This window comes from Bradyrhizobium sp. USDA 4503, assembly GCF_054055815.1.
Genome location: NZ_JBSRXS010000001.1, coordinates 8,747,386 through 8,773,344 on the forward strand (window position 1 = coordinate 8,747,386; position 25,959 = coordinate 8,773,344).

At 64.5% G+C, this 25,959-nt stretch carries 23 protein-coding genes; 10 read left to right on the forward strand and 13 right to left on the reverse strand.

Annotated features, from left to right (window positions below; translation table 11 throughout):
• Window positions 1–32: 32 nt before the first annotated feature.
• Window positions 33–1,166 carry a nitronate monooxygenase gene (locus ACVMIH_RS41005; RefSeq protein WP_057015745.1) on the reverse strand — a complete coding sequence of 378 codons (1,134 nt, stop codon included), beginning with the start codon at window positions 1,164–1,166 and terminating at the stop codon, window positions 33–35.
• A 277-nt stretch (window positions 1,167–1,443) separates the two neighbouring features.
• Here ACVMIH_RS41005 and yghU point away from each other — a divergent pair, with 277 nt between their 5' ends.
• Window positions 1,444–2,322: a glutathione-dependent disulfide-bond oxidoreductase gene (gene yghU / locus ACVMIH_RS41010; RefSeq protein ID WP_057015744.1), complete on the forward strand. Its 879-nt coding sequence runs from the start codon at window positions 1,444–1,446 to the stop codon at window positions 2,320–2,322.
• A 68-nt stretch (window positions 2,323–2,390) separates the two neighbouring features.
• On the opposite strand, the gene ACVMIH_RS41015 is transcribed toward yghU, so the two are convergent.
• From ACVMIH_RS41015 to ACVMIH_RS41035, 5 genes are all read right to left on the reverse strand, one after another.
• Complete coding sequence (locus ACVMIH_RS41015) at window positions 2,391–2,666, reverse strand: GNAT family N-acetyltransferase (RefSeq protein ID WP_050386047.1); 276 nt, start codon at window positions 2,664–2,666, stop codon at window positions 2,391–2,393.
• Between the two features lie 11 nt (window positions 2,667–2,677).
• Window positions 2,678–3,292, reverse strand: coding sequence for a flavin reductase family protein (locus ACVMIH_RS41020; RefSeq protein ID WP_057015743.1), 615 nt, complete (start codon window positions 3,290–3,292; stop codon window positions 2,678–2,680).
• Window positions 3,293–3,585: 293 nt separating this feature from the next.
• Complete coding sequence (locus ACVMIH_RS41025; protein WP_057015742.1) at window positions 3,586–4,860, reverse strand: acyl-CoA dehydrogenase family protein; 1,275 nt, start codon at window positions 4,858–4,860, stop codon at window positions 3,586–3,588.
• Window positions 4,861–5,035: 175 nt separating this feature from the next.
• Window positions 5,036–5,413 (reverse strand): VOC family protein, encoded by a 378-nt coding sequence (locus ACVMIH_RS41030; protein ID WP_057015741.1) that lies wholly within the window; start codon window positions 5,411–5,413, stop codon window positions 5,036–5,038.
• 345 nt (window positions 5,414–5,758) lie between these two features.
• On the reverse strand, window positions 5,759–6,541 hold the full coding sequence (locus ACVMIH_RS41035; protein ID WP_016845858.1) for an SDR family NAD(P)-dependent oxidoreductase: 783 nt from the start codon (window positions 6,539–6,541) through the stop codon (window positions 5,759–5,761).
• A 151-nt stretch (window positions 6,542–6,692) separates the two neighbouring features.
• Between ACVMIH_RS41035 and ACVMIH_RS41040 the strand changes: the two genes are divergently transcribed.
• The 3 genes from ACVMIH_RS41040 to ACVMIH_RS41050 are packed head-to-tail and all read left to right on the forward strand — an operon-like array spanning window position 6,693 to window position 8,896.
• Complete coding sequence (locus ACVMIH_RS41040) at window positions 6,693–7,484, forward strand: enoyl-CoA hydratase/isomerase (protein ID WP_057015740.1); 792 nt, start codon at window positions 6,693–6,695, stop codon at window positions 7,482–7,484.
• Complete coding sequence (locus tag ACVMIH_RS41045) at window positions 7,481–8,464, forward strand: phosphotransferase family protein (RefSeq protein ID WP_057015739.1); 984 nt, start codon at window positions 7,481–7,483, stop codon at window positions 8,462–8,464. The genes ACVMIH_RS41040 and ACVMIH_RS41045 overlap by 4 nt, the downstream gene beginning before the upstream one ends.
• A gap of 60 nt (window positions 8,465–8,524) precedes the next feature.
• Complete coding sequence (locus ACVMIH_RS41050) at window positions 8,525–8,896, forward strand: DUF6285 domain-containing protein (protein ID WP_057015738.1); 372 nt, start codon at window positions 8,525–8,527, stop codon at window positions 8,894–8,896.
• A 191-nt stretch (window positions 8,897–9,087) separates the two neighbouring features.
• On the opposite strand, the gene ACVMIH_RS41055 is transcribed toward ACVMIH_RS41050, so the two are convergent.
• Window positions 9,088–9,867, reverse strand: a complete 780-nt coding sequence (locus ACVMIH_RS41055; RefSeq protein ID WP_057015737.1) for an enoyl-CoA hydratase-related protein — start codon at window positions 9,865–9,867, stop codon at window positions 9,088–9,090.
• Window positions 9,868–10,087: 220 nt separating this feature from the next.
• Here ACVMIH_RS41055 and ACVMIH_RS41060 point away from each other — a divergent pair, with 220 nt between their 5' ends.
• Entirely contained in the window at window positions 10,088–11,362 is a 1,275-nt protein-coding gene (locus tag ACVMIH_RS41060; RefSeq protein WP_038388013.1) for an acyl-CoA dehydrogenase family protein, read from the forward strand.
• A 15-nt stretch (window positions 11,363–11,377) separates the two neighbouring features.
• On the forward strand, window positions 11,378–11,857 hold the full coding sequence (locus ACVMIH_RS41065; protein WP_057015736.1) for a GFA family protein: 480 nt from the start codon (window positions 11,378–11,380) through the stop codon (window positions 11,855–11,857).
• A gap of 170 nt (window positions 11,858–12,027) precedes the next feature.
• Here the strand turns inward: ACVMIH_RS41065 and ACVMIH_RS41070 are convergent, their stop codons facing one another.
• Both ACVMIH_RS41070 and ACVMIH_RS41075 read right to left on the reverse strand, forming a co-directional pair.
• Window positions 12,028–13,608, reverse strand: a complete 1,581-nt coding sequence (locus ACVMIH_RS41070) for a fatty acid--CoA ligase (protein WP_456866282.1) — start codon at window positions 13,606–13,608, stop codon at window positions 12,028–12,030.
• Window positions 13,609–13,849: 241 nt separating this feature from the next.
• Window positions 13,850–14,725 carry an SDR family oxidoreductase gene (locus ACVMIH_RS41075; RefSeq protein WP_018270548.1) on the reverse strand — a complete coding sequence of 292 codons (876 nt, stop codon included), beginning with the start codon at window positions 14,723–14,725 and terminating at the stop codon, window positions 13,850–13,852.
• A 100-nt stretch (window positions 14,726–14,825) separates the two neighbouring features.
• On the opposite strand from ACVMIH_RS41075, the gene ACVMIH_RS41080 reads away from it, so the two are divergent.
• The 3 genes from ACVMIH_RS41080 to ppc all read left to right on the forward strand — a co-directional run bounded on the left by ACVMIH_RS41080 (window position 14,826) and on the right by ppc (window position 20,420).
• On the forward strand, window positions 14,826–15,638 hold the full coding sequence (locus ACVMIH_RS41080) for a crotonase/enoyl-CoA hydratase family protein (protein ID WP_456866285.1): 813 nt from the start codon (window positions 14,826–14,828) through the stop codon (window positions 15,636–15,638).
• A 138-nt stretch (window positions 15,639–15,776) separates the two neighbouring features.
• Entirely contained in the window at window positions 15,777–17,321 is a 1,545-nt protein-coding gene (locus ACVMIH_RS41085) for an acyl-CoA synthetase (RefSeq protein ID WP_456866288.1), read from the forward strand.
• 306 nt (window positions 17,322–17,627) lie between these two features.
• Window positions 17,628–20,420, forward strand: coding sequence for a phosphoenolpyruvate carboxylase (gene ppc / locus ACVMIH_RS41090; RefSeq protein ID WP_456866698.1), 2,793 nt, complete (start codon window positions 17,628–17,630; stop codon window positions 20,418–20,420).
• Window positions 20,421–20,555: 135 nt separating this feature from the next.
• On the opposite strand, the gene ACVMIH_RS41095 is transcribed toward ppc, so the two are convergent.
• From ACVMIH_RS41095 to ACVMIH_RS41110, 4 genes are all read right to left on the reverse strand, one after another.
• Entirely contained in the window at window positions 20,556–21,668 is a 1,113-nt protein-coding gene (locus ACVMIH_RS41095) for an SMP-30/gluconolactonase/LRE family protein (protein ID WP_456866290.1), read from the reverse strand.
• Window positions 21,669–21,858: 190 nt separating this feature from the next.
• Window positions 21,859–22,773, reverse strand: coding sequence for an SDR family oxidoreductase (locus tag ACVMIH_RS41100; RefSeq protein ID WP_018270553.1), 915 nt, complete (start codon window positions 22,771–22,773; stop codon window positions 21,859–21,861).
• A gap of 109 nt (window positions 22,774–22,882) precedes the next feature.
• Window positions 22,883–24,022 (reverse strand): thiolase C-terminal domain-containing protein, encoded by a 1,140-nt coding sequence (locus ACVMIH_RS41105; RefSeq protein WP_057015757.1) that lies wholly within the window; start codon window positions 24,020–24,022, stop codon window positions 22,883–22,885.
• Window positions 24,023–24,026: 4 nt separating this feature from the next.
• Window positions 24,027–24,440 (reverse strand): Zn-ribbon domain-containing OB-fold protein, encoded by a 414-nt coding sequence (locus tag ACVMIH_RS41110; RefSeq protein WP_016841161.1) that lies wholly within the window; start codon window positions 24,438–24,440, stop codon window positions 24,027–24,029.
• 231 nt (window positions 24,441–24,671) lie between these two features.
• Here ACVMIH_RS41110 and ACVMIH_RS41115 point away from each other — a divergent pair, with 231 nt between their 5' ends.
• A complete protein-coding gene (locus tag ACVMIH_RS41115; protein WP_456866293.1) occupies window positions 24,672–25,919 on the forward strand; it encodes an amino acid ABC transporter substrate-binding protein in 1,248 nt (415 codons plus the stop codon).
• The last annotated feature ends 40 nt before the right edge of the window (window positions 25,920–25,959 follow it).

A 25,959-nucleotide genomic window follows, 5' to 3' on the forward strand; every position in this document is an offset into this window, starting at 1 on the left:
TTGCTCCTCGCAATGACGGCGGGGAGGGATCGTCACTCCGCCACCAGCGCGTTCATGTGCTCGACAGCTTCGACGAACTCTTCCTTGAACTCCTGCACCACGGCGCCGGCGGATTTGACGCTGTCGATCAGGCCGACGCCTTGGCCGACGAAATAGCTGACGAGGTCGCGGGCCTTCTCGTTACCACCAGCTGCGGCGCGGTCGATCGCGTTGAAGGCGTCGCGGCTGATGATGCTTTGCAGCGGCATCGGCAGCGCGCCGGGGCTTTCCGGCGAGCGGTCCCAGGCATCGGTCCAGACCGAGCGGAGCTGCCGCGCCGGCTTGCCGGTGCGGCCCTTGGAGCGCACCGCGTCGCGCGAGGAGGCCGCGATCATCTTCTCGCGGAAGATCTCCGACGTCTCCGATTCCACCGTGGCCAGCCACACCGAGCCGGTCCAGGCGCCGGCCGCGCCCATCGCCATGCAGGCCGCCATCTGGCTGCCGGTCATGATGCCGCCGGCGGCGAGCACCGGCACGTCGCGGATCTTTTTGACCGCCTTGATCACCTCCGGCACCAGCACCATGGTCGAGACCTCGCCGCAATGGCCGCCGGCTTCGGTGCCCTGCGCGACCAGGATATCGACACCGGCCGCGACCTGGCGCAGCGCGTGCTCCTTGGAGCCGACCAACGCCGCCACCGGCACGCCGTGCTTGCGCCCCATCTCGATCATCGCCTTCGGCGGCACGCCGAGCGCATTCGCGATCAGCCGGATCGGATGCCGGAACGAGACTTCGAGCAGTTGCAGCGCGGTCTCGGCGTCGAACGGCTGCGGCTGGTTGTCGGCGACGTTGCGGCCGGTCAGCTCGATGTCGTATTTCTTCAAGAGATTGCGGGTGAAGTCGCGATGCTCCTGCGAGACCCGCGCCTCGAGGCTTTTCCAGGTGACGTTCTTCTCGCCGGCGGTCGAGATGTTTTCCGGGATCAGCACGTCGATGCCATAGGGCTTGCCGTCGACATGCGCGTCGATCCACTTCAACTCCTGCTCCAGGGTCTCCGGCGAATGCGCGGTCGCGCCGAGCACGCCGAAACCGCCGGCGCGGCTGACCGCCGCTACCACGTCGCGGCAATGGCTGAAAGCGAGCAGGGGGAAGTCTATCCCCAGCATATCGCAGATCGGTGATTTCATGGACTGGTTCTCTCCCGGCGGCTGCTTCTTGTGCTTGTTGGCGTCAGCCGCTGCAACGCTAGCGCATCACGGTCCGCGAAGCCAAGCGGGTTTCGGCCACGGCGATCTTGCGTGCAGGCGCTGCTCCGGCTGCATCCCTCGCAGCGCATTCCGCTGGATAGAAAATGCGATCCGCGGGGTGGGCAAAGCGCAGCCCGCGCACCATCTAGTGCGGACATGGGGATGGGCACGGCGCCGCCGCGCCACCTGGCAAGAACATGAATCGGGAGCCAACGACGTGAATGACATTCCTGCCTACGAGCCGCCGAAAGTCTGGACCTGGAACAAGGAGAGCGGTGGGCGCTTCGCCAGCATCAACCGGCCGATCGCCGGTCCCACCCACGACAAGGAACTGCCGGTCGGCCGCCATCCGCTGCAACTCTACTCGCTGGCGACGCCGAACGGCGTCAAGGTCACCGTGATGCTGGAAGAGCTGCTGGCGGCGGGTCACAAGGGCGCGGAATACGACGCCTGGCTGATCAAGATCGACGGCAACCAGTTCGGCAGCGGCTTCGTCGCGGTCAATCCGAACTCGAAGATCCCGGCGCTGATGGACCGCAGCGGAAAGGAGCCGATCAGGGTGTTCGAGTCGGGCTCGATCCTGGTGTACCTCGCGGAAAAGTTCGGCGCGTTCCTGCCGACCGACGTCAAGACCCGCGCCGAAACCTTCTCCTGGCTGTTCTGGCAGATGGGCGCCGCGCCCTATCTCGGCGGCGGCTTCGGCCATTTCTACGCCTATGCGCCGACCAAGATCGAATACGCGATCGACCGCTTCGCGATGGAGGTGAAGCGCCAGCTCGACGTGCTCGACCGCCGGCTCGCCGACAACGAGTATCTCTCGGGCGATGTCTACACCATCGCCGACATGGCGGTGTGGCCCTGGTACGGCAGCCTCGCCAAGGGTCTGCTTTACGGCGGCGGCGAATTCCTCTCGGTGCAGGACTACAAGAACGTGCAGCGCTGGACCGATGCGATCGCGGCACGGCCCGCGGTGAAGCGCGGACGCATGGTCAACCGCACCTGGGGCGAGCCGTCGAGCCAGCTCCATGAGCGCCACGACGCCAGCGATTTCGAAACGAAGACGCAGGACAAGATCGGCGAGCCGGTGGCGTCGTGACGAAACGCGTCATGGCCGGGACAAGCCCGGCCATGACGAAATGACAGCTTTGCCAACCCGCCCTGCGATCACCCCAACAGATCGTCATACTCCGGATGCTTCTTCATGAAGCCCTGGATGAATTCGCATTTCACGACGAGCTTGATGCCCTGCGCGCGGACGGCGTCGAGCGTGGCGCGTGCGAGCTTGGAGCCGATCCCGCGGCCGCCAAGCTCCGGCGGCACCTCGGTGTGCACAAGCGTGATCGTGTCCGGCGTCTTTCGGTAGACCACGAAAGCGGTTGAGCCGTCGACGGCGAGCTCGAACCGGCTCTGCGCTTCGTTGTCGCGGAATGTTTCGCTCATTGTCTGATCCTCTATTTCTTTGTGCCCTCGGCCGCGGGAAACACCACGCGGTCGTCGGTGCGGCAGTAGCGGTCGGCGAACATGCGGCCGATCGGGTGGTAGCGCTCCATGTGGACGCGCATCGCCTCGCGGTCCCACAATTCGTCGCGAATGTGGAAATGGATGCCTTCGCCCATGATCAGCTGGCGGTCGCCATTGACGTCGATCAGCTTCCAGGTCTTGCACTCCATCGCGAACGGCGCCTGGGCGAGGCGAGGGACTGCGATCTTGCTTGAGGGCGCGAGCTTCAGGCCGAGATAATCGGGCTCGCCGATCTCGGGCGGGAAGTCGCCGGAGGTCTCATGCATCGCGCGCGCCAGCGGCTCGTCGGTCAGGTTGACCACGAATTCGCCGAGACGCTGGATGTTGACCAGGGTGTCCTTCTCGCGGCCGTCGGGCCGGCGATTGACCGCAAACATGCAGAGCGGCGGATCCTCGCAGAACACATTGAAGAACGAGAACGGCGCCGCATTGACCACGCCGTCCGCGCTCGTGCTCGTCACCCAGGCGATCGGCCGCGGCAGCACGAAGGAGGTCAGCACCTTGTAGCGTTCGCGTTGGGTGAGGTCGCTTGGGGAATATTCCATGGGAATGTCCGGAAGTTCGTAGGGCGGGTTAGGGGAGCGTAACCCGCCGCGACCGGACAGCAAAGTAAAAGGCGGGACACGCTCGCGCGAACCCGCCTTGCAGACTTGCTTGTTTGTTCCTTGGAGCGCTCTTCCCTTACCTCGCCCCGCCTGCGGGGAGAGGTCGGATCGCATCGTCAGATGCGATCCGGGTGAGGGGGATTCTCCGCGAGACTATCTCTCACCGTGCTTGCGGAGGCAGCCCCTCATCCCGGCCTTCTCCCCGCAAGAGCGGGGAGAAGGAGAAGAAGCGACTACGGCATGCTCAGTTCGTGGCGGCCGACCACCATCCAGTGCACCTCGTCCGGACCGTCGGCGAAGCGGAGATGGCGGACGTCCTGGTACATTTCGCCGAGCGGCGACCACTGCGAGATGCCGGTGGCGCCGTGCATCTGGATCGCCTGGTCGATCAGCTTGCAGGCGCGTTCGGGCACCATGGCCTTGACCATCGAGACCCAGACGCGGGCTTCCTTGTTGCCGAGCACGTCCATCGCCTTGGCCGCCTTCAGCACCATCAGCCGCATCGCCTCGATTTCGCAACGAGCCTGGGCGATGATCTGCATGTTGCCGCCGAGATGGGCGATCTTCTTGCCGAACGCTTCGCGGGTCAGGCCACGCTGCACCATCATGTCGAGCGCCTTCTCGGCCTTGCCGATGGTGCGCATGCAGTGATGGATGCGGCCCGGTCCGAGGCGGACCTGCGAAATCTCGAAGCCGCGGCCTTCGCCGAGCAGCATGTTTTCCTTCGGCACCTTGCAATTGTTGAAGCGCAGATGCATGTGGCCGCGCGGCGCGTGGTCGTGGCCGAACACGTGCATGGGCCCGAGGATCTCGACGCCGGGGGTGTCGATCGGCACCAGGATCTGCGACTGTTGCTTGCTCGGCGCGGCGTCGGGATTGGTCTTCACCATCACGATCATGATCTTGCAGCGCGGATCGCCGGCGCCGGAGATGTAATACTTCTCGCCGTTGATCACCCACTCGTCGCCGACGAGCTTTGCGGTGGTCGAGATGTTCTTGGCGTCGGAGGAGGCGACGTTCGGCTCGGTCATCGCATAGGCCGAGCGGATCTCGCCATTGAGCAGCGGCTTCAGCCACTTCTCCTTCTGCGCCTTGGTGCCGACGCGCTCCAGCACCTCCATGTTGCCGGTGTCGGGCGCCGAGCAGTTCATGGTCTCGGAGGCCAGCGGGCTCTTCCCGAGCTCGGCGGCGATGTAGGCGTAGTCGAGGTTGTTGAGGCCTTCGCCGGTTTCTGCATCGGGCAGGAAGAAGTTCCAGAGGCCGACTTCCTTGGCCTTGTCCTTGGCCTTCTGCAGGATCGCGAGCTGCTCGTCCGTGAAGCTCCAGCGGTTGGTCTTCTTCTCGCCGGCGCGATAGAACTCGACCGACATCGGGTCGACCGTGTCGCGGATGAACTGCTTCACATGGTCGTAGAGCGGGCGGACCTTGTCCGACATGCGCAGGTCATTGAGCTCGTCGCCTGGACTGAGCGTGTAGTTCGTGGTGCGCGGCACATAGGCATGTTTCACTGTCTTTTCTCCCTCGCGAAGGCGCGTTTCGCGGCGGACAATAGACGCGTGCGACGCGAAGCGCGAGTACCGATTTTCCGATCACCGCTACCGCATCGCGGAATTTCGCGACGGCGTTTCAAACGTTGTTTGAACGCCGCCGCGTACAGCGTGAAAAGAGTCCGGCGGAGGCCGGTTAGCTCATCCGATGCATCGCGCAGATCTTGTTGCCGTCGAGGTCGCGCAGATAGGCGAGATAGAGCTTCACGCCAGAACCTTCCCGTACGCCCGGCGGGTCCTCGCAAGGCTTGCCGCCATTGGCGACGCCGGCCGCGTGCCAGGCATGGACCTGCTCCGGCGAAGAGCAGGCAAAGCCGATCGTGCCGCCATTGGCATGCGTCGCCGGTTCGCCGTTGATCGGCTTGGACACCATGAAAATGCCGGCCTTGGTGAGGTACATGATGCGGTGACCGTCAACCCGGGCCGGCCGGACATCAAGCGTGCCAAGCAGCGCATCATAAAATGCCTTGGCCTTGTCGAGATCGTTGGTGCCAACCATCACGTGTGAAAACATCTGAAATATCCTCCCTGCTTGTTAAAAGCCGCCTCATTGCGTCCCTTGCGGCTCAAACGCTAGCAGCAGTTTTGCCGCGACGGAAGCGACGCTGCGTCGCGCGTTGTTCTATCCGTCGCTCTCCGGCCGTCATTCCACGCCGCGCAACTGCGCCGCGAGGGCGCGGATGTATGACTCAACCGCGCGCCACATATTCAGCGTCGTCCCGTTGAAGGCCGGGACCCATAACTACCGATGTCATTTGTGGTGCGATGCTGGTACGACGAGTCCCGTTCACAACATCCGCCGCGGCGTATGGGTCCCGGCCTTCGCCGTGACGACGGCGTTGATGCGGCAAGAGCCGGGCTAGAACGCCGTGTACCCGCCGTCGATCACAAAGCAATCCGCCGTATGATAGGACGACGCCTTGCTCATGATGTAGACGGCGATGCCGCCGAAATCGCTTGGCTCGCCGAAGCGGCGCAGGGGGATGCGCGGCATCACATTGGCGACGAACTTGTCGTTGGCCATGATGCCGGCGGTCATGTCGCTCTTGATCCAGCCGGGCAGGATCGCGTTCGCCGTGACGCCGTGGCGCGCGAGCTCGACGCCGAGTGCGCGGCACAGCGCGTTCAGCGCCGCCTTGGTGCCGGCATAGTGCTCATTGCGCGCGGTGCCGAACAGCGAGGCGAGGCTCGAGGTGGCGACCAGCCGGCCGAACTTGTCGCCGGCCTCGGCGCGGTCGGTCATGTGGCGTGCCGCAGCCTGGAATACGTGAAACACGCCGTCGAGATTGGTCGCGAACATCTTGCGCCATTCCTCCTCGGTGCGGTCGATGAAGGCTCTACGTCCGCCGCCGCCGATGCCGGCGTTGGCGAAGCAGCCGTCGACGCGGCCGAAGGTGTCCAGGGTTGCCTTCATCGCGGTCTTGACCGAGCCGGGATCGCTGACGTCGCAGAATTGCGTCGCGACCTTGCCGGGGCCGGCCTTCATCGAGGCCGCGGCGTTGGCGTTTTTTTCCGCGTTGCGGCCCCAGATCGAGACGTTGCAGCCGGCGGCGTTCAGCGCCTGCGCGATGCCGAGGCCGATGCCGCCGTTGCCGCCGGTGATGACAGCGACGCGGCCGGTGAGATCGAAGATGCCACTCATTGGGGTTTCCATTTGGTTTGGTGCGCGCTAATCACGCGTTCACGGATGGGCTTGCCGCCGACCATGGACAAGCCCGGCACAAAAATCAAATATGGGTCGAAGCATCGACCTACCGCGGTACCCACCGCCGAAACAACGTGAAGAGGAAACCATGCAGTTCAAGCACGTCACGCTCGACTTCGACGGATCGGTCGCGATCCTGAGGCTCGACCACCAGGAAGTCATGAACGCGGTTTCGATCGACATGCTGGGCGGGCTTGCCGAAGCGCTCGATGCGATCGACGACAGGCGCGATGAGGTGCGCTGCCTGGTGATCACGGGCGCGGGCCGCGCCTTCTGCACCGGCGCCAATCTGCAGGGCCGCAACCAGCAGAAGCCCGGCAAGAGCAATGCCGGCGCGGCGCTGGAGACCGCGTTCCATCCGTTCCTGCGCCGATTGCGTAAGCTGCACTGTCCGATCGTGACGGCGGTGAACGGTCCGGCCGCCGGCGCCGGCATGAGCTTCGCCCTGATGGGCGACCTCATCCTGTGCGCGCGTTCGTCGTATTTCCTGCAGGCATTCCGCCGCATTGGCCTGGTGCCGGATTGCGGCTCGACCTGGCTGTTGCCGCGGCTGATCGGCAAGGCGCGCTCGGTCGAGCTGTCGCTGCTCGGCGAGCGGCTGCCGGCCGAGAAGGCGCTGGAGTGGGGCCTCGTCAACCGCGTCTATGACGACGCCGCGCTGATGGAAGAAACCATGAAGCTCGCGCACGATCTCGCCAACGGCCCGACGGTGGCGTTGTCGCTGATCCGAAAGCTCTATTGGGACAGCCCGGAAAATACCCTCGAGGATCAGCTCAATCTGGAATTCGAGTCGCAGCGCCTTGCCGGCAGCGCCGAGGATTTCAAGGAAGGTGTCACCGCATTCCTCGAGAAGCGGCCGGCGAAGTTCAAGGGCAAATGATCGAGACCGAACTCACCCGCTGCGTCGCCTCGTTTCATCCCGGCGCGACCGGCGTCACCGGCGCCGCAAAACTCTCCGGCGGCGCCAGCCAGGAGACCTGGTCGTTCGACATCGTGCACCCGAACGGCACTGTCGGCGCGATCCTGCGCCGCGCGCCGCCGGGCTACGGTGCCGCGCCGGGCCGCGCCGCCGGCCTCGATGCCGAGGCGACGCTGATGCAGCTCGCGCATGACGCGGGCCTGCCGTCGCCGAAGGTGATGCATGTCTTGAGGCCGGAGGACGGCCTTGGCCGCGGCTTCATCATGGCGCGGGTCGAAGGCGAGACCATCGCGCGGAAAATTTTGCGCGACGAGGGATTTGCCGGCGCGCGGCCGATTCTCGCCCGCCAGCTCGGCCGCGTCATCGCCGGCATCCATGGCCTGCCGAAGGCCAAGCTGCCGAAGCTGCGCAGCCTGACCGCGACCAGGGAGATCGAGGATCTCTCCCGCGAGTATCACAGCTTCAACTGGCCGCGGCCGGTGTTCGAATTGGCGCTGCGCTGGCTGCGCGATCACGATCCCGGTCCGTCGTCGGAGACGACGCTGGTGCATGGCGATTTCCGCCACGGTAATCTGATCATCGGTCCCGACGGGGTGCGCGCGGTGCTCGACTGGGAGCTCGCGCATACCGGCGATCCGATGGAGGATCTCGGATGGATCTGCGTCAACTCATGGCGCTTCGGCGAGATCGACAAGCCGGTCGGCGGTTTCGGCACGCGCGAAGATTTGTTCGCGGGCTATGAGGAAGCCGGCCGCAGGGCCGACCCCGAGCGCGTGATGTTCTGGGAAGTGATGGGCACGCTGCGCTGGGGCGTGATGTGTTGCGGCATGATGCAGCGCTTCCGAAGCGGCCCGGATCACTCGATGGAGCGCGCGATGATCGGGCGGCGCGCGTCGGAGACCGAGATCGATCTGCTGCGGTTGCTGGCGCCGCGCGCATGATCCCGGAACGTGGAGGCCGGTCTTCGGAATCGATCATGCGCAAGAAAGAGAGCAAGTGACATGCAGGACGAACCGACACCCACCGAACTGATCAAGGCCGTCGCCGACTTCCTGCGCAGCGAGATCGCGCCCGCGATCAAGGGGCACAACGGCTTCAAGCTGCGCGTCGGCATCAACGCGCTCGACCTGGTGACGCGGCAGCTCGCGCTCGCCGAGGCCGGCGATGCGACCGAGGCCGCGCGGCTGAAGCAATTGCTGGGCACCGACGGGACGCTGATGGAGCTGAACCGCGTGCTGTCGGAGAAGATCGCAGGTGGCGAGGTCGATCTGAAAACGCCGGGGCTATCGGAGCATCTCTGGCAGACCACGCTGGACAAGCTCGCCGTCGACCAGCCGAACTACGCATCATACAAGCGGGAACTCGAAAGGTAGGATGGGGTAGAGCGCAGCGAAACCCATCACGACACGCGGCAAGCGTAGATGGGTTTCGCTGCGCTCTACCCATCCTACGTCGTCATGACAGGATCGCCGTCATTCCGGGATGGTGCGTCAGCACCAGACCCGGAATCTCGAGATTTCGGCTTCGATGCTTCGCATCGCCCCGGAATGACAGAAGGGACGTGCTACCGCCCCAGCCACTTCGGCGGCCGCTTCTCCGAAAACGCCTTCGGGCCCTCGATGTAATCCCGCGAGGCGGCCATCGCCTTCACCGCCGGATAGTCGCGCTGCTCAGCCAGCGCTTGCTCCAGCGACACTTCAAGGCCCTTCTGGATCGCCTGCTTGGAGGCGCGGATCGACATCGGCGAGTTCTTGGTGATGGTCTCGGCCCAGCGCTCGGCGGCTGCCAGCGCCTCGCCCTGCGGCACCACCTCGTTGACGAAGCCGAGTTCGAGGCCTTCCTTGGCGCTGACATGGCGCGCGGTCAGGATCATGCCCATGGCGCGCTTCAGCCCGATCTGGCGCGGCAGCCGGTGCAGGCCGCCGGCCAGCGCCGCGAGGCCGACGCGCGGCTCGGGCAGGGCGAAGGTCGCATTCTCGGAGGCGATGATCAGATCGCAGGCCAATGCGATCTCGAAGCCGCCGCCCATCGCGACGCCGTTGACTGCGGCGATGATCGGCTTGTCGCAGTCGAAGCGGGTGGTCAGGCCGGCGAAGCCGCCCTTGTCCCAGCCGCGCTTGCCTCCGGCAGCCTGCCATTTCAGGTCGTTGCCGGCGCAGAACGCCTTGTCGCCGGCGCCGGTGACGATCGCGACCCACTGCTCGGGATCGGCGGAGAACTCGTCGAACACCTTGTTGAGCTCGAAATGCGCGTCGATATGCAGCGCGTTGTAGACCTCGGGCCGCGACAGCGTCACGATGGTGATGGGACCCCTGCGCGTCACCTTGGAGAATTTCAGATCCATGTTTGCTCCCGTCGATTTTCTGCGGCGAAGAATATTGCTGATATCCTAGCGCCTGCGCGTCGTTCCGTGCCATCCAATTACGCAAGGCGACCGCGCGTGCAAGCCTCGCTCGCCTGCTTGACTTGGCGACAGGCTTCTCACCTTAATCGATCCGAACGCGGATGCGCGACAGCGTCTAGACGCAAAATCAGAATCAACAATATTTCCGGGAGAGACCGCCTTGGATTTCAACTTGCCGGCTGACCTGACAGCCTATCTCGCTGAGCTCGATCGCTTCATCGAACGCGAGATCAAGCCGCTGGAAGAGGCTGACGACAACATCCGCTTCTTCGACCATCGCCGTGAATGGGCGCGCACCGATTTCGACAAGGGCGGCCTGCCGCGCCATGAATGGGAGCTCTTGCTGCGCAAGGCCAAGAACCTGGCCGATGCCGCCGGCCATCTGCGCTTCGCGATCCCGAAGCGCTATGGCGGCAAGGACGGCTCCAACCTGTGGATGGCCGTGATCCGCGAACATTTTGCCTCAAAGGGTCTCGGTTTGCACAACGACCTGCAGAACGAACACTCGATCGTCGGCAATCTGCCGATCGTGACCATGCTCGACCGCTACGGAACCGACGAGCAGAAGGCGATGATCGACGGCTCGATCACCGGCAAGTACCGCATCACGTTCGGTCTGACCGAGCCCGAGCACGGCTCGGACGCCACCCATATGGAAACCAAAGCGGTTCAGGCCACGCGCGACAACGTCAAGGGCTGGATCATCAACGGCGAGAAGATGTGGACGACAGGCATGCATGTCGCCACGCACTGCGCGCTGTTTGCCCGCACCTCGGGCAATGACGGCGACGCGCGCGGCATCAGCTGCTTCCTGGTGCCGGCGAAATCGGCGGGGGTGAAGGTCGAAGAGTATATGTGGACCTTCAACATGCCGACCGACCATCCGCGGGTCAGCTTCACCGATGTGTTCGTGCCGGAGGATGCGCAGTTCGGCGAGGTCGGCCGCGGCCTGTCGCTGGCGCAATGCTTCGTGCACGAGAACCGCATCCGCCAGGCGGCGAGCTCGCTCGGCGCTGCGGTGTACTGCATCAATGAGAGCGTGAAATATGCTCGCGAGCGCAAGCCGTTCGGCAAGGCGCTGGCCGAGAACCAGGCGATCCAGTGGCCGCTGGTCGAGCTCGCGACCCAGGCCGAGATGCTGCGGCTGTTGATCCGCAAGACCGCCTGGGAGATGGATCAACTGACCCAGGCGCAGGTCGAGCACACGCTGTCCGACCGGGTCTCGATGTGCAATTTCTGGGCAAACCGTCTGTGCTGCGAAGCCGCCGACCGCGCGATGCAGGTGCATGGCGGCATGGGCTATTCGCGCCACAAGCCGTTCGAGCACATCTACCGCCATCACCGCCGCTATCGCATCACGGAAGGCAGCGAGGAGATCCAGAAGCGCAAAGTGGCGGGCTTCCTGTTCGGCTACATGGGAGCCGGCAAGCACTAACGCAGAGGAGGCGGCATGAGCATGGAAGGTGGATGCACCTGCAGAAACGTCCGCTACCGCCTGACCGGCAGGCCGCTGATCGTGCACGCCTGCCACTGCACCTGGTGCCAGCGCGAGACCGGCACCGTGCACGCGCTCAACGCGTTGTACGAGGCCGAGCGGGTCGAGCATATCGCGGCCGAGCCCGAGATCGTCGACACGCCCTCGGCGAGCGGCAAGGGACAGAAGATCGCGCGTTGCCCCATCTGCAAGGTCGCGGTGTGGAGCAACTATCCAGGCGCGGGACCGGCGGTACGCTTCGTCCGCGTCGGCACGCTGGATGATCCGAGCCAGTGCCCGCCGGATGCTCACATCTTCACCTCGTCGAAGCAGCCCTGGGTGACGTTCCCGCCGGGCGCGAAAGTGTTCGCCGAGTATTACGATCGGAAAGAGGTCTGGCCGAAAGAGGCGCAGGAGCGGTGGCGCGTCTTGCGGGAGAGGACGGGGAAGAAGTGAAGTGCGACACTCCCTCCACCGTCGTCCCTGCGAAAGCAGGCGAAAGCAGGGACCCATAACCACAGTCGGCTATTGGTTGAACGAGATGTGGCCCCAGCGTCGACAGACAATGAACAACGATGGTTATGGGTCCCGGCTCGCGCTTCGCTTGGCCGGGACGACAGAGACCGCTAGTTCACCTGCCGGTCCTTGCCCGCCCAGTACGGTTCACGCAGGCTCCGCCGCAGGATCTTGCCCGACGGGTTGCGCGGCAGTGCCGGGATGAAGTCGACCGATTTCGGCGTCTTGTAGCCGGCGATCCGCTCGCGGGTGAAGTTGATGATGTCGGTCGCGGTCGCGCTCTTGCCCGGCTTCATCACCACCACGGCCTTCACCGCCTCGCCCCATTTGTCGTCGGGGATGCCGATCACGGCCGCTTCCGCCACGTCCGGATGGTCGCACAGCGCGCTCTCGACCTCGGCCGGATAGATATTCTCGCCCCCGGAGATGATCATGTCCTTGATGCGGTCGTGGATGTAGAGATAGCCGTCCTTGTCCATGTAGCCGGCGTCGCCGGTGCGCAGCCAGCCGTCGCTGTCGATGGTGCGCGCGGTGGCCTCGGGCAGATTCCAGTAGCCGGCCATGTTGGAGCCGGAGCGGGTGGCGATTTCGCCGACTTCGCCCGGCGGCAGCGGCTTGCCGTCCGGATCGAGAATCGCAAGCTCGATGCCGGGCAACGCCTTGCCGGCGGAGCGCATGCGATCGAGCCCTTCGATATGGTCCTCCGGCGGCAGCGCGACGATGGTGCCGGTGGTCTCGGTCATGCCGTACATCTGCACGAAGCCGCATTTGAAGACCTCGATGCACTCCTTCAGCAGCGCCGCCGGAATCGGTGAGGCGCCATAGAGCATGTATTTCAGGCGTGAGAAGTCGACCTGCCGCGCCCGCGGCTGCCGCACCACGAACTGCATCGCGGCCGGCACCATGAACAGCTTTGTGATGCCGGACTGCTCGAAGAAGTCGAGCACCTTGGTCGGGTCGAACTCGCGCGCGATTACACCGCGGGCGCCGTGATAGAGGCCCATCACGCCCCAGCCGGAGCCGCCGATGTGGAAGATCGGCATCGCGACCAGCGAGACGTCGTCGGTGGTCCAGCGGTTCCACTCTGGCTTCTCGGCCTCGTTGCCGCTTTGCACGAGGTTGAGGAAATTGGCGTGTGACAGCATCGCGCCTTTCGGCTTGCCCGTCGTGCCCGAGGTGTAGAGCTGGATCGCGATGTCCTTCGGCTCGATCGCAACGCGCGGGTCGTCGCCGCCCTGCGCATCGCGCCAGGCGACGAAGTCGGGCCATTCCGGCGCGCCGCCCTCGGTCGTGATGATGGTGCGAACGCTCGGCAGCTTGTCGCGGATGTTGCGCGCCTGCGTGATGAATTCGGGGCCGACGAACAGGACGGGGGCCTTGCAGTCGTCGACGATGAAGGCGACTTCGGGGCCTGCAAGGCGCCAGTTCACCGGCGCCATCACCACACCGGCCTTCATCGCGCCCATCAACAGCTCGAAATAGAAGTCACTGTTCTTGCCGAGATAGGCGATGCGCTCACCCTTCTCGACGCCCATCGCGATCAGCGCGTTGGCGACGCGGTTGGTCTTGATGTCGAACCCGGCGAAGCTGGTTTGCCGTCCCTCGAATTCATAGGCCAGCGCGTCGCCGCGGCTCTTGGCGCGCTCGCGCACCATGTCGGCAAGATTGGTTAGTTTCTGCGCGTCGGACATGTTCCCCCGTGACGTCTTGTTTTGGTTGCACGGAGTGTGGCGGCATCGCGCGGGAAAAACAATACGGAGGAATTGGCCGCGCTGTTTCAACATCGTCGTCCCGGCGAAGGCCGGGACCCATAACCACGAATCTGTATGTGGCGCGACGCTGGAGCCACAGCGAGCTCGACAACGCGCAGCGGTGGTTATGGGCCCTGCTTTCGCAGGGACGACAGTAGTGATTGAGGAGCAAGCGCGGGCCTCAGCCCCGCGCCGCGCGATCCTTCTCGTTCTGCGCCTTGATCGACTCGCGCGCCTTGGTCCAGTCGTCGTCGCTCCAGTCGCGGAGCTGATAGAAATTACCGCCCATCGCGAGCGCCTGCGCGCCGTCCATGGCGATGGTCTCGCCGTTGATCCAGTCGCAGCCGCCGGAGATCAGGAACACCGCGAGGTTCTGCAATTCCTCCATGGTGCCGACGCGGCCCATCGGGTTCATCGCCTTGGTGCGCGCACCGGCCTCGTCGCCGGGCTTGATGCGCTTGCTCATGCCCTCGGTCGGGATCTCGCCGGGCGCGATGGTGTTGAGGCGGATGCCGTGACGGCCCCATTCGATCGCAAGCGACATGGTCATGGCGTGGATCGCCGACTTGCTCATGGCCGACGGCACCACATAGGGCGAGCCGTTGCGCACCCAGGTCACGGTGATCGACACCACGTTGCCGCGATGGCCGCCGGCGATCCAGCGCCGGCCCACCGCGTGCGTCACGTAGAAGGTGCCGTGCATCACGATATTGGCGACCGCATCGAAGCCGCGCGGCGACAATTCTTCCGAGCGCGAGATGAAATTGCCGGCGGCGTTGTTGATGAGATCGGTGAGGGGGCCGCTGGTGGTCCAGATCGCCTCGATCATCTCGTCGACCGCCATGGCGTTGCGGATATCGACGCCGTGGCTGACCACGCGCCCGCCATGCTCGGCCATCAGCTCGGTGGCGGTTTCGTCGCACACGCTCTTGCGGCGGCCGCAGATATGCACCTCGGCCCCGAGCTGCAGGAACCGCGAGGCCATGGACTTGCCGAGGCCGGTGCCACCACCGGTTACCAGTATGCGCCGCCCGGCAAGAAGCTGATCAGAGAACATCGTTTCCTCCACGGGGGTTGTCAGTTAATTGGTCGATTGACTAAAAGCGGACAACGGCCTTTCTGTAAAGCGCCAACAAGGAACAGCGGAGGAGATTTCAATGGAAGATCGCGTTTCGATATCGATTTCGGACGGTATCGCCGATGTCCGCCTGGTGCGGGCGGACAAGATGAACGCGCTCGACGCCGCGATGTTCGAGGCATTGGTGGCCGCAACCGACCGGCTTTCCAGGGAAAAAGCCGTTCGGGTGGTGGTGCTGTCCGGCGAGGGCCGGGCGTTCTGCGCCGGGCTCGACATGGGCCGTTTCGCCGCCATGAAGGACGGCGGTAACGGAGTGCCGGGCAGCGAGAAGCGCGATCTCACCGTCCGCACCCACGGCAAGGCCAATTTCCCGCAGCAGGCGGTCTGGGGCTGGCGCCAGCTTCCGGTGCCCGTGATCGCAGCGGTCCACGGTGTCGCGTTCGGCGGCGGCTTCCAGCTCGCGCTCGGCGCCGACATGCGCTTCCTCTCGCAGGATGCGCGGATGTCGATCATGGAAATCAAATGGGGTCTTGTGCCCGACATGGCGGGCACGCCGATTCTGGCGAGCCTCGTGCGCGACGACATCCTGCGCGAGCTCACCTATACCGGCCGCATCTTCTCGGCGCAGGAGGCCCAAAGTTACGGCCTTGCCACCCGCGTCTGCGACGATCCGCGCGCCGCGGCGCTCGAGGTCGCGCGCGAAATCGCCGGCAAGAGCCCGGATGCGATCCGTGCCGCCAAGCGCATGCTCAACAATCTGTCGGTCGACCCGGCGGCCGCGCTGCTCGCGGAATCGGTCGAGCAGCAGAAATTGCTCGGCAGCCCGAACCAGACCGAATCCGTGCGCGCCAATCTGGAGAAGCGCGCGCCAAGGTTTGTGGATGCGGGGTAACGACCGCAGTCATTCCGCAGCGGTGCGCAGCATCGAACCATGGTGCGCAATTGCGCACCGGAGAATCTCGAGATTCCGCGTTCGCGCTCTGCGCGCCCCGGAATGACATTTAACCCGACGAAAGATCGGACAACGACAATGGAAACGTCCCAGCCCTTCCTCGGCATCGTCAGCGGCGGTCGCCGGCGCGATCACGCTGCAGTGGCCGAGCGCGCCGACCGTATTGCCAGCGGCCTCAACGAGCTCGGCGTCAAGCCGGGCGACAGCGTCTGCATGCTGATGCGCAACGACATCGCCTTCATCGAGGCTGCCTATGCCGCGATGCGGCTCGGCGCCTATGGCGTGCCGATCAACTGGCACTTCAAGCCGGAGGAGATCAACTATGTGCTGACGGATTCCGGCACGCGCGTCCTGATCGGTCATGCCGACATGCTGCATCCGCTGCGCGGCGCGATCCCGCCCGGCGTCATCGTGCTCAGCGTGCCGACGCCACCGGAAATCCTCGCCAACTACAAGATCAATCCCGATCATCTGGCGACACCGGATTTCGCGATCAATTTCGAAGCCTGGCTGGCGCAATTCCCGCGCTATGACGGCCCGGTAGTGCCGCAGCCGCAGAACATGATCTACACCTCGGGCACCACAGGCCATCCGAAGGGCGTGCGCCGCTTCGCGCCGACGCCGGAGCAGACCGCCAATGCGGAAGCAATGCGCGCGATGATCTACGGCCTGAAGCCCGGTGCACGCGCGATCCTGCCCGGACCGCTCTACCATTCCGCGCCGAATTCCTTCGGCTTGCGCTCGGGCAAGCTCGGCGGCGCGCTGGTGCTCATGCCGCGCTTCGACGCGGAGGAGTTTCTGCAGTTGATCGCGCGCGAGCGGATCGACACCATCTTCATGGTGCCGACGATGTTCATCCGCCTGATGAAGCTGCCCGAGGAGGTGCGCCGCAAGTACGACATGTCATCGCTGCGTCACATCATCCATGCCGCCGCGCCCTGTCCGCCCGACGTCAAGCGCGCCATGATCGAATGGTGGGGGCCGGTGATCTATGAATTCTATGGCTCGACCGAGTCAGGCGCGGTGACCTTCGCCAATTCCGAGGACGCGCTGAAGAAGCCCGGCACGGTCGGAAAGATCTCGCCCGGTGCCGAGCTGCGCTTCATCGGCGACGACGGCAAGGAGGTGCCGCAGGGCCAGATCGGCGAGATCTATTCGCGGATCAAGGGCAATCCCGATTTCACCTATCACAACAAGGCCGAGAAGCGCGCCGAGATCGACCGGCAGGGATTCATCACCTCGGGCGACGTCGGCTATATCGATGCCGACGGCTACGTCTTCATCTGCGATCGCAAGCGCGACATGGTGATCTCGGGCGGCGTCAACATCTATCCGGCCGAGATCGAGGCGGTGCTGCATGCCGTCCCCGGCGTGCACGACTGCGCGGTGTTCGGCATTCCCGATGCCGAGTTCGGCGAGGCGCTGATGGCGGTGGTCGAGCCGCAGCCCGGCGTCGCGCTCGACATCGCCTCCGTCCGCGCCCAGCTGAAGACCACGCTCGCCGATTACAAGGTGCCCAAGCACATCGAGATCCAGACCAGCCTGCCGCGCGAGGATTCCGGAAAAATCTTCAAGCGCCGGCTGCGCGATCCCTATTGGGAGCGAGCGGGGCGGAGGATCTAGCGCCACAAAACTCGCCGTCGTCCCGGGCAAGCCAACGGGTCGGCGCGAAGCGCTGCCCGATGACAGGCTCCGCGCGACTCGGGACCCATAACCACCAATCTCCGTGTTGCGCGCTGCAGTGGCCCAGCTTGCTTCGACCGCAGCCGCCGGTGGTGATGGGTCCCAGCTTTCGCCGGGACGACATTGGTGTGTGCACCGCCACCAAGTTCATCTTGCGCTGCGGCAAAAAAAGCGCACACTCGGGAGGAGCCGGGCAGCCTCCGGAGTAGCCGAGCCATGTCTCCCCAGGTAATGCCTCCCCAGATCATGCCGCCCGAGACGGAAATCCGCGCCAAACTTGCCGCAGAGGCCAGCCTTCTGGAAGCGAGTGCGCAGGAGGAGGATGCGCGGCTCCGGAACGACATCCGCCTGCTGGGGCGCGTTCTCGGCGACACCGTGCGCGACCAGGAAGGGGCCGATGTATTCGACCTGGTCGAGCGCATCCGCCAGACCTCGGTTCGCTTCCATCGCGACGAGGACAAGCTGGCGCGTCGGGAACTGGAGAGCATCCTCGACGGCATGTCGATTGCCGAGACGCTGCAGATCGTCCGCGCCTTCAGCTATTTCTCCCACCTCGCCAACATCGCCGAGGACCAGAACAACATCCGCCAGATGCGCAGCCGCGGTCCGAGCGGGGCGCCGCGGCCGAGCACGCTGGAACAGACGCTGGTGCATGCCCGTCAGGCCGGCATCAGCCCGGCCGATTTGCGCAGCTTCTTCAAGAGTGCACTGGTCAGCCCGGTATTGACCGCGCATCCGACCGAGGTCCGCCGCAAGAGCACGATGGACCGCGAGATGGAGATCGCCGATCTGCTCGACCGCCGCGAGCGGCTGCAGATGACGCCGGACGAGAGCGAGGCCAGCGACGAGCAGCTTCGCCGCGCCGTGGTGACGTTGTGGCAGACCAATCTGCTGCGCCGGACCAAATTGACCGTCCTCGACGAGGTCGCCAACGGCCTGTCGTTCTACGACTACACCTTCCTGCAGGAGGTGCCGCGGCTGCATTGCGCGCTGGAGGACCGCCTGAACAAGGAGGGCGGCGAGGCCGGCGAACTCGCTTCCTTCCTCAGGATGGGAAGCTGGATCGGCGGCGATCGCGACGGCAATCCCTTCGTCACCGCGGAGGTGATGCGCGGCACGCTGCGCCTGCAGTCGAGCCAGGCGCTCAACTTCTACCTCGAGGAGCTGCATGCGCTTGGCGCCGAATTGTCGCTGGCGGCGCATCTCGCCGACGTCTCGGACGAGCTGCGGAGCCTCGCCGGGCGTTCGCCCGACACCTCACCGCATCGCAGCGGCGAGCCGTATCGTCTGGCCGTATCGGGCATCTATGCGAGACTTGCGGCGACAGCCTCCCGGCTCGAGGTCGAGACCACGCGGCCGCCGGTCGGCAAGGCCGAGCCCTATGCGCGCGCCAGGGAATTCCAGGCCGATCTCGACGTGCTCAACCGCTCGCTGATTGCGAACAATTCCAGCGTGATCGCGCGCGGCCGGCTGCGGCTGTTGCGGCGGGCGGTGGATTGCTTCGGCTTCCATCTGGCGCGACTCGACATCCGCCAGAACTCGGCGGTGCACGAGCGCACCATCGCCGAACTGTTCGACACCGCGAATCCGGGGATGTCCTATGTGGCGCTCGGCGAGGACGCTCGCGTCAGCCTGCTGCTCGGCGAGCTGCGCAATGCACGGCCGCTGGCCTCGCCCTTCGTGAAATATTCCGAGGAGACCCAAAGCGAGCTCGCCGTGTTCCGAGCCGCGGCCGAGGCGCATGCCAGGTTCGGGCCGGAGGTGATCTCCCAATGCATCATCTCGATGTGCCAGGGCATGTCCGACATGCTCGAGGTCGCGGTGCTGCTGAAGGAGGTCGGGCTCGTCAATCCGTCCGGCCGCAGCGCCGTCAACATCGTGCCGCTGTTCGAAACCATCGAGGATCTGCAGGCCTCCAGCGGCATCATGGACCGCATGCTGGTGCTGCACGATTATCGCAAGCTGGTCGACAGTCTCGGTAGCGTGCAGGAGGTGATGCTCGGCTATTCCGACAGCAACAAGGATGGCGGCTTCGTCACCTCGGGTTGGGAGCTCTACAAGGCAGAGATCGGCCTCGTCGAGGTGTTCGAGCGCCACGGCGTGCGGCTGCGCCTGTTCCACGGCCGCGGCGGTTCGGTCGGCCGCGGCGGTGGCCCGAGCTATGACGCGATCATCGCGCAGCCCGGCGGCGCCGTGAACGGCCAGATACGCATCACGGAGCAGGGCGAGATCATCTCGTCGAAATATTCCAATGCCGAGGTCGGCCGCAGCAATCTGGAAATCCTCGCCGCGGCGACGCTGGAAACCAGTCTGCTGCAGCCTCGGCAGAGCGCGCCGCGCCCCGAATATCTCAAGGCGATGGAGGAGATTTCCGCGCTCGCCTTCAAGGCCTATCGCGGCCTTGTCTATGAGACCGAAGGCTTCGCCGATTATTTCTGGGGCTCGACCGTCATCAACGAGATCGCGACGCTGAACATCGGCAGCCGCCCGGCCTCGCGCAAGAAGACCCGCGAGATCGAGGACCTGCGCGCCATTCCGTGGGTGTTCTCCTGGGCGCAATGCCGGCTGATGCTGCCGGGATGGTATGGTTTCGGCAGCGCGGTCGAGAGCTGGATATCAGAGCATCCGGAGCAGGGCATGTCGTTCCTGCAGGAGCTCTATCGGGAATGGCCGTTCTTCCGCACGCTGCTCTCCAACATGGATATGGTGCTGGCGAAGAGCTCGATCGCGATCGCCTCGCGCTATGCCGAGCTGGTGCCTGACGTCGCGTTGCGCGAGAAGATTTTCGGCCAGATCCGCCGCGAATGGCATCTGTCGATCGAGACGCTGCTCGACATCATGGGGCATGACCGGCTGCTGCAGGGCAACCCGCTACTGGAGCGCGGCATCCGCAACCGCTTCCCGTACATGGATCCGCTCAATCACGTGCAGGTCGAGCTGTTGAAGGAGTATCGCGCGCAGAACCCAGACGAGCAGGTGCTGCGCGGGATTCAGATCACGATCAACGGGATTTCGGCGGGGCTGAGGAATAGCGGCTAGCTACGCTGTCGTCCCGGCGAAGGCCGGGACCCATAACCACGACCGGGAGTGTCGTGAACGATGTGGGCCCCAGCTTTCTTCAACAACCAACTGCAGTGGTAATGGGTCCCGGCCTTCGCCGGGACGACGGTTAGATCAACAGTTGTGCGCGCCCTTCGTCTCGACATAGACCGCGTAGAGCGACTGGCTTGCCGTCATGAACAGGCGGTTGCGCTTCTTGCCGCCGAAGGTGAGGTTGGCGCAGGTCTCCGGCAGCAGGATCTGGCCGATCCGCTGGCCGTCGGGCGCAAACACCTGCACGCCGTCGTAGCCCGGTCCGACCCAGCCGGCGCCGACCCAGATATTGCCGTCGACGTCGACACGCAGGCCGTCCGGGAAGCCTGACTTGCCGTCCAGCGCCATGTCGATCAGCGTGCGCGGGTTGGAGAGCTTGTCGCCGTTGAGGTCGTACTGCCAGACGATGTTCTTGGCATTCGGGTAATGCGTGATGCCGGTATCGCAGACATAGACCTTCTTGTAGTCGTGGCTGAAGGCGATGCCGTTCGGCTTGAACGGCTCGTCCGCGACCTTGGTGATCTGGCCGGTCGCAGCATCGATGCGATAGACGGCTTCCTTCTGGTAGGGCTGCTTCGATCCCGTGTTGGCCAGTTGGCCCTCATAGATCGAGATCGCGCCGTAGCCGGGGTCGGTGAACCAGATCGACTTGTCGTTGGGATGCACGACCATGTCGTTCGGCCCGTTGAGCTGCTTGCCATTGGCCTGCTCCGCCAAGGGCGTGACGGTTCCGTCGTGCTCGTAGCGCACCAGCCGGGTGCGCTCGGCGGTGATCTGGCGGCCCTCGAAATCGAAGGTCGAGCCGTTGGCCTCGTTTGACGGCTTGTGGAATTGCTCGGAGATGTGGCCGTCATCGTCGAGATAGCGCAACTGCCGGTTGGCCGGGATATCGCTCCAGACCAGATACTGGCCCTGCGCGTTCCAGGCCGGGCCTTCCGCCCACAGGCAGCCGGTGTAGAGCCGCTTGATCGCGGTGTTGCCGACCTTGGCCTTGAAGCGCTTGTCGTCGATCACGACGATGTCTGGATCGGGATAGCGCTGCGGCTCCGCGTTGGGGCCGAAGTCGCGCGCTGCGGCATCGGATGCGGCCATCGCGGTTGCAGCAAGCGCGGTTGCACCGCGCAAGATTGTCCGACGGTCGAACGCCTTTGCACCGTCGCCCTCGTGTTTCTGAATGTTGCTTGGATTTGTCACGAAAGTCCTCCCAGGCTTTTTTGTTATCGGGAGGACGATCATACCCCCGCAATTCTGGCACAATGCGGGCACGCCATGATGAAACAACCAAAGAGTGTGTCGCCCCCGCCTAGCGCGCGATTGCGCGCGGAGTTCGCGGAGGCGACGATTTCATAAAACTGTCAGATCGGATCGGAGGATCAGATCAAGTTCAGATCGGATCCCAGGTGAAGACGTCGGCCGAGCGGTCGAGCTTGGCGAACGATCCCTTCAGCGCCGGCATGCCGTGTTCGGCAATGGTCTCGGGCGTCCAGCCTTCGCCGCGATGAACCGAGCGCACCGGACGATGCTGGCCGAACAGGAAGATTTCGTTCATGCGCACGCCGAAGATCTGTCCGGTGACGTCCTTGGCCGCGTCCGAGAGCAGATAGGCGCAGACCGGCGCGATCTTCTCCGGGCCCATCTGCTTGATCTTCTCGACGCGCGCCTTCTCGGCGTCGGTCTCGGTCGGGATGGTGCCGATCATGCGGGTCCAGGCGAACGGCGACACGCAGTTCGAGCGCACGTTGAAGCGGCCCATGTCGAGCGCAATCGATTTCGACAGGCCGACGATGCCGAGCTTGGCGGCGGCGTAGTTGGCCTGGCCGTAATTGCCGATCAGGCCGGAGGTCGAGGTGAAGTGCACGAAGGAGCCCGACTCCTGCTCGCGATAGATCCGCGCCGCGGCGTGGCTGACATAGAACGAGCCCATCAGATGCACCTTGATGACGGCCTCGAACGCTTCCACGCTCATCTTGTGGAAGATCATGTCGCGCAGGATGCCGGCATTGTTGACGACGCCGTCGAGCCGGCCGAAATGATCGGTCGCGGTCTTCACGATCTTGCTGGCGGGAATGGCTTCCGCCACCGACTCGAAATTGGCGACCGCGGTGCCGCCGCGCTTCTTGATCTCCTCGACCACCTCCTCGGCGGGCGCGGCACTCGTGCCGGCGCCATCGGCGGCGCCGCCGGGATCGTTGACCACGACCTTGGCGCCTTCCGCCGCGCAGAGCAGCGCGATTTCGCGGCCGATGCCGCGCCCCGCGCCGGTGACGATGATGACTTTATCCTGCAGTGATTTTGCCATGTCGGTTCTCCTGGTTTGCTCTCCGTCATTCCGGGATGGTGCGAAGCACCAGACCCGGAATCTCGAGGTTCCGGGTTTGCGCTTCGCGCGCCCCGGAACGACGGAGTTGTTACTTCTCGTTCGTAAAGATGATCGTGCCACTTGCGGCGAACATGCCGCCGACGCCGTGGCAGACCGAGATCTTTGCGTTCGGCACCTGCGCCGGCGCGATACCGCGCATCTGCCGCACGCTCTCCTGCAGCGCGTACATGCCGTACATGCCGGAGTGCATGTAGCTGAGGCCGCCGCCATTGGTGTTGAGCGGCAGCTTGCCGCCGGGGCGGGTGTTGCCGTCGGCGATGAACTTGCCGGTCTCCTCATACGGCATGAAGCCGAGGTCGCCGAGGCCGTAGAGCGGCAGATGCGCGAATGCATCGTAGATCATCAGATGATCGACGTCCTTGTGGGTGATGCCGGCCTCCTTGAAGGCCAGCCGCCCTGCCACTTTGAAGGCGCGCGATGAGTCGAACGTCTTCATTTGGCTGACCATCGGCGTTTCCACGCTCTCGCCGGTGCCGAGGATGTAGACCGGCTTGTTCGGGAAATCCTTGGCGCGGTCGGCCGAGGTGAGGATCAGCGCGCCGCCGCCGTCGGTGACGAGGCAGCATTGCAGCAGCCGGAACGGATAGGCGATCATCCGCGAGTTCAGGACGTCGGCGACGGTGATCGGGTCCTTCATGGTCGCGCGCGGGTTCTTCCCCGCCCATTCGCGCTGCACCACCGCGACCATCGCGAGCTGCTCATGCGTGATGCCGTGGGTCTTCATGAACCGCAGCACGGGAATCGGAAACATGCTCGGCGGCCCGTAGACGCCGAACGGCGCCTCGAACTGGCCGTTGAGGCTGTCGGCCGGCGTGAAGCGCGGCTGCTTGCCGATCATCGACTTGCCGCTTTCGGCATGCGTGATCAGAACGGTCTTGCACAGGCCGGCCTCGATCGCCGCAGCGGCGTGGCGGACATGCAGCATGAAGGAGCAGCCGCCGACCGAGGTGCCGTCGACCCAGGTCGGCGTGATGCCGAGATAGTGCGCCATCTGCTGCGGGGTCTCGACCGCAGTAGCGAAGCCGTCGATGTCGCACAGCTTCAGGCCGGCGTCCGCGATCGCATTCAGCGCCGCGTCCGCGTGCAGCTGGATCTGCGACATGTTCGGGATGACGCCGAGTTCGGTGGTTTCGGCCGCACCGACGACGGCAACCTGGTTCCTGCGCATCACATTATCCCTTTGCCGGACGGAACAAGGGAAGCGTGATCTTGTCGTCGAGCGCCTCGAAGGCGACTTCGAGCCGCATGTCGAGCTCGAGCGCTTCCGGCGTCTGCGGACAATCGATGATGTTGCTCATCATGCGCGGGCCTTCGTCGAGCTCGACCACGGCGATCGCGTAAGGCGGCGTGAAGCCGGGCGCGGCCGGACGGTGGTTGATGACGTAGCTGTAGAGCTTGCCCTTGCCGCTGGCCTTGAAGATCGAGACCTTGCGCGAGGCGCAGGAGGGGCAGAACGGCCGCGGCGGAAAGTAGACATTGGCGCAGGCATCGCAGCGCTGCAGGCGCAGCTCGCCAGCCTTGGTGCCATCCCAGAAATGCTGGGTCTCCGGTGTCGGCTTTGGTTTCGCGCGCGCGGGCTCGGCCATGTCTGATGTCTCCTCCCGAAATCGTTACAGTCTTGATGCGACATTGAACCAAGGCCCGTCAACGGTCCATCCATGCTCCGCGCAGCGGCCTGTGTCCCGCGCATGCCGCATATTCCGCCCCTCGCACAATTGCTAAGGCGGCGATGCTTGTGTCGCTCCGATCCGGCGCGTAGAAGGGCCGCGTCCAAGATACGTCCAAGACACGTTCAAGATAGCCGGGAGGAACATATCATGCTGAGGATCATCGGCGCGGCACTCGCTGCCAGCCTCGCATTCGCCACGCAGGCGATGGCCGCCGACGCACCGTCGGAGATCAAGATCGGCACGCTCTACGCATCCTCGGGGCGCTACGCCTCGATCTCGATGCCGGTCTACAGCTCGCTGAAATTGTGGGTCGAGCAGAAGAACGCCGAGGGCGGCGTCTTCGTGAAGGCGTTCGACAAGAAGATCCCGATCAAGCTCGTCTCCTATGACGACCAGAGCAACACCGCGACCGCCTCGACGCTTTATAATCAGCTCGTCACCCAGGATAAGGTCGATCTCCTGGTCGCCGATTCCGGATCGGTGCTGACGGCGCCCGCGGTTGCGATCGCGCGCGATCACAAGATGTTCCTGTTCGACCAGACCGGCACCGGCGCGAGCTTCTTCTCCAAGGACAATCCCTACATCGCGCTGATGGCCGATCCGGTGTCGACGGTGTGGCCGAAGCCGGTCGCCGACTTCATCAGCCATGACGGCCCTGGCCTCGGCATCAGGAAGGTCGCGATCCTCTATTCGACCAACGAGTTCACCGGCACCCAGGCCAACGCGTTCCGCAAGTTCGTCAAGGAGTCCGGCGCGCCGATCGAGATCGTCTATGACCAGGGCGTTCCGACCGAGACCACCAACTACAACGTCATCATCAACAACATCAGCAACGCCAATCCCGACGCGGTGATCCATTTCGGCTATGCGCCGAACGACATCGCCTTCCTGCGCAACGTCCAGGACGTCGGCACCAAGTTCAAGATGCTGTTCGCGATCTATGCCGGCCTCGAGACCGAATTGCTCGAGAAGAACGTCGGCGCCAAGGGTCTCGAGCACATCTGGACCTATGTGCCGCCGTCCGAATTGGACTATCCCGTCAATTTCGGGATGAACATGAAGGATTTCCGCGCCGCCTGGACCAAAAAGTACAACGACGGCAAGATGGAGTTCGGCTTCAACGCGGTGGCCGGCTACACCACGGCGCTGGTGATCGAGAAGACGCTGTCGGTAGCGACCAGCCTCGACCAGATGGAACTGCGCCGCACGGTGTTCTCGCTCAGCGGCCAGCTCAAGACGCTGGACGGCACCTTCGCGCTGGATGAGACCGGCGGCCAGATCGGCGAACTCACGCCGCTCGGCCAGCTCACGGTCGACGAGCACGATCACATCAAGTTCGTCTCGATCTATCCGCACGAGACCGCCACCGGCAAGCCGATCTACCCGGCGCCGTGATGCAGGTGGGTGCGGCAGGCGTAACCGTCGGCGGCGAGCG